Annotated in this window: 2 protein-coding genes and 1 pseudogene; 1 reads left to right on the top strand and 2 read right to left on the bottom strand. The window is 37.4% G+C overall.

The genetic code is table 11. The annotated features are described in order from the left end of the window. A pseudogene (locus tag AC06OU_RS14230) lies at window positions 1–908 on the bottom strand (YfcC family protein); the annotation flags it as partial. Between the two features lie 345 nt (window positions 909–1253). On the opposite strand from AC06OU_RS14230, the gene AC06OU_RS14225 reads away from it, so the two are divergent. Continuing rightward, entirely contained in the window at window positions 1254–2003 is a 750-nt protein-coding gene (locus AC06OU_RS14225; protein ID WP_475856653.1) for a class I SAM-dependent methyltransferase, read from the top strand. A gap of 43 nt (window positions 2004–2046) precedes the next feature. Here AC06OU_RS14225 and AC06OU_RS14220 read toward each other — a convergent pair. Next, the coding region (locus AC06OU_RS14220; protein WP_475856651.1) for an MFS transporter at window positions 2047–3248 on the bottom strand (1202 nt) is incomplete at its 5' end.

Here is a 3248-nt window from a genome sequence, read left to right as displayed (position 1 = left end):
AATCCTATAACAATTGCCATGATTAAAAACAAGGCAGATATCTCCGTGATAAACCATCCAAATTTCAATACCCCAAATGCCATTCCAACCATTGTGACTACTAGAATTGCAATAATAACTCCTTGAGTTTTTGTGATAGTGTCCTGTTTCATCGCTTCGATATCAATATTTCTATTTTTATCTTCCTCATACATAATACTTTTGGTTGGGTCTTTCCTTATTTTATTGGCATAAATCATTACATATGCAATAGATACTGCCATGAAGGCAATCCAAAAGCCAATGCGTGGACCCATGCCTGAAAAAATCGGAACCTCCGCGATTCCTTGAGCGACTCCAATCGTAAATGGATTCATAAAGGCTGCTGTAAATCCAGCTGAAACCCCAACAATAACCATGGCAGCCCCTACGATTGAATCAAATCCCATAACTATGGCAATCGGCACTAAAATCATGATGAAAGGTAGTGCTTCTTCAAACATACCTACTGCGGCTCCAGCCACTCCAAAAAACATCATTACTACTGGAATAATGAGCATTTCTTTTCCTTTCATCTTAGTGGATAAGGAACCAAATGCACCTTCTATCGCCTTTGACTCTCTAAATAGATTGAATGAACCGGCTACCATAAAAATAAAGAAAATAATTGGAGCAGCTTCGACCATTCCTTTATGTATAGCATTAAATATATCTAAGAAGCCCGCAGGACTAGAATCGATAGTTTGATAGGAGCCGTCTACTACGATTGTACGACCATCTGCATTCTCTACGCGATCATATTGTCCAGCTGGAATAATATAAGTTAATACAGCCATGATTATAACAACGGTAAATAAAATAACGAATGGATGTGGCGCTTCTCTTATCTTTTTCTTTTTTGTGGATACTTCTTTCAAGGCTGTTGTCATTCTAGCTTTCTCCTTTGCTTTTATAAAATTGAGTCCCTTGATTTATCCCCCTACGTAGTTTCGCTTTTTTCAACCCCTTCTCTATTAATCATCATTAAAGTTATAGACAATTAAGAATATATAGTCTAATACTTTTAACAAACTTTACTATAAACAAAATTAACATTCAATACAGAATTGAAAAAATATTATATTTAAATATCGTTTCAGCAAAACAAATTCATAAATCTGTTTTTACAATATTCTAATTATGATAAAATTGAGATTAGTAGGAGGTGCTCTTCTTCATGGGTATTCGAAATTTAAAGTACAACCTGTAAGAAATAAAATTACAGGAGGAAAAAGATGCATTCCAATTGGCAACAGAAATTTTATGAAAAACAATTTGATTTTATAAACGATCATAACTACAATGATTCCTTATTTTATCAACAGGAAGCAGAAGCTATTCAGGAACAAGCTGGGAAACCGTTTAAAGCAGTTTTAGAATTAGGGGCAGGCTATGGAAAATTAGCAAATGCAATTGCAGCGTTAGGCAAAAATGTTATTACGATTGAGTTAGCTGACAAAATAGTTAAGTATGCGCTTCAAAACGCACACCCTAGCGTAGAAGCAATCTGTGCTGATTTTTATACTGTAAGGTTGAAAAAGAAATTTGATATTGTGCTCTATATAGATGGCTTTGGTGTTGGATCTGATCAAGACCAAGTCAACATACTCAAACGTATATATGACTGGTTGAATATCGATGGAATTGCTTTAATAGATATTTATCAGCCTTTATATTGGAAGAATGTAAATGGAATAGAAATGCAGCCCACAAGTGATCCAACAGTTCAACGGCAATACGGGTATATCAAGGAGACTCAATCTATGACTGACACATGGTGGAGTGTAGAGGACGCAGAAGAAAAATTCACACAAATACTAGCATGTTATGCACCCGCACAAATAGATGAGTTGTGTCATCAAGCAGGCTTACAAGTAGTAGGCTACTTTCCTGGAGGGGCAATGGACTACAACACATGGACCTATCAGCAGGTTGCCAGCTTAGAAAACTGCTTATCTTATCGAATAAAAGTAAAAAAGAAATGATATTTAAAGCAACCTTTGTTTAATCACAAAGGTTGCTTTTATGCTACACACTATCCAGCTTTTTCCTACCAAAGACCAAAAAGAAATACGTAGAGGCAATCAAGTACAATACTCCTGTAATTGTAAATGTATACGCATAGCCCCAATAGAACCCAAAGGTCATCACAAGACCGGTAGAAATAGCTCCTGTACTTGCCCACCCGACATTGAACACCATCTGATTGACCGAATTCGCAAGCCCTTTATATTTATCCTGAACTAACTCCATGGCTATGGCACTCTGAATTGGATTACCCGCATTCATCGGCGCCTGTCGCATTAGGAAGGCAATGGATGCAATTACAAGAGAGTTCGTATAGCCAGTTATAAAAAGGAACGGGATAGATAACAGCTGAAAAATAACGAGCGCCCTCACCTTTCCTACTCGCTTAACTAAAGCAGGCCCTAATAACATTGCCACCGCTGTCATAGCCGATCCAAGTGATAAAATAAGTCCTACATATGAATTCGAAGCATCAAATCGATTAGAAAAATATAAGTTTAGATAAGGAATTACTAGCCCAGAGCCAGTACCTATTAATAAATTTGCAAAGCCAAATAGAATGATAATCTTCACATTTTTTCTGAAGCTGCTTGGCTCAGGTGTTCTTTTGTCATCTTGATTATCCTTTGATGGAGCTCTATTCCCTACCGGATTTAACTTAGTAAGCGGCAGGAGACCTAGAGTAAATATCGTAGCTCCAATGATTAACACATATTTGATGGCATCCTCTACAGATAGACCACCTAATGCATGCAGTAAATCAGCTAAGACCCCACCCCCTAGGCTCCCAACTACCCCGGCTAGAGTCATAAGTGAAAAATGAATACTAAATAGATGCATCCGTTCACTGGCGGTTGAATTCTCAGCTAAAAAAGGTATCCCTGATACTTGAACAAGCGCCATAAAGAGGCCCGTAAAAAAAGCAGCATACACTAAAGACTGCTCGCTAACCATCAAACTTCTATAAAATAATGTACCTGCTGCGACAAATGCCCCTATCATAATAATTTTCTTTCTTCCAAAACGGTCACTAAGAAACCCGGCAGGCACTAACATGATTGCAGAAGCCAGGGAGGTCATCGCGATTATTTTACCGTTTAACGTTTCCGGAAATCCAAGCTCTTTAATGTATAAATTGTACATTACAGAAAAAACACCCATGCCTATTTGAATAAGAACATTGGCGAGCATGAACATACGAA

It is taken from the genome of Psychrobacillus sp. (genome assembly GCF_056205495.1).
The sequence above is the reverse complement of the archived record's forward strand: the minus strand, read 5'-3'. Positions and strand labels throughout refer to the sequence as shown.

Excerpts from the sequence above, each read along its gene's own strand:
- AC06OU_RS14225 (WP_475856653.1), top strand. The coding sequence starts at position 1,254 with ATGCATTCCAATTGGCAACAGAAATTTTATGAAAAACAATTTGATTTT.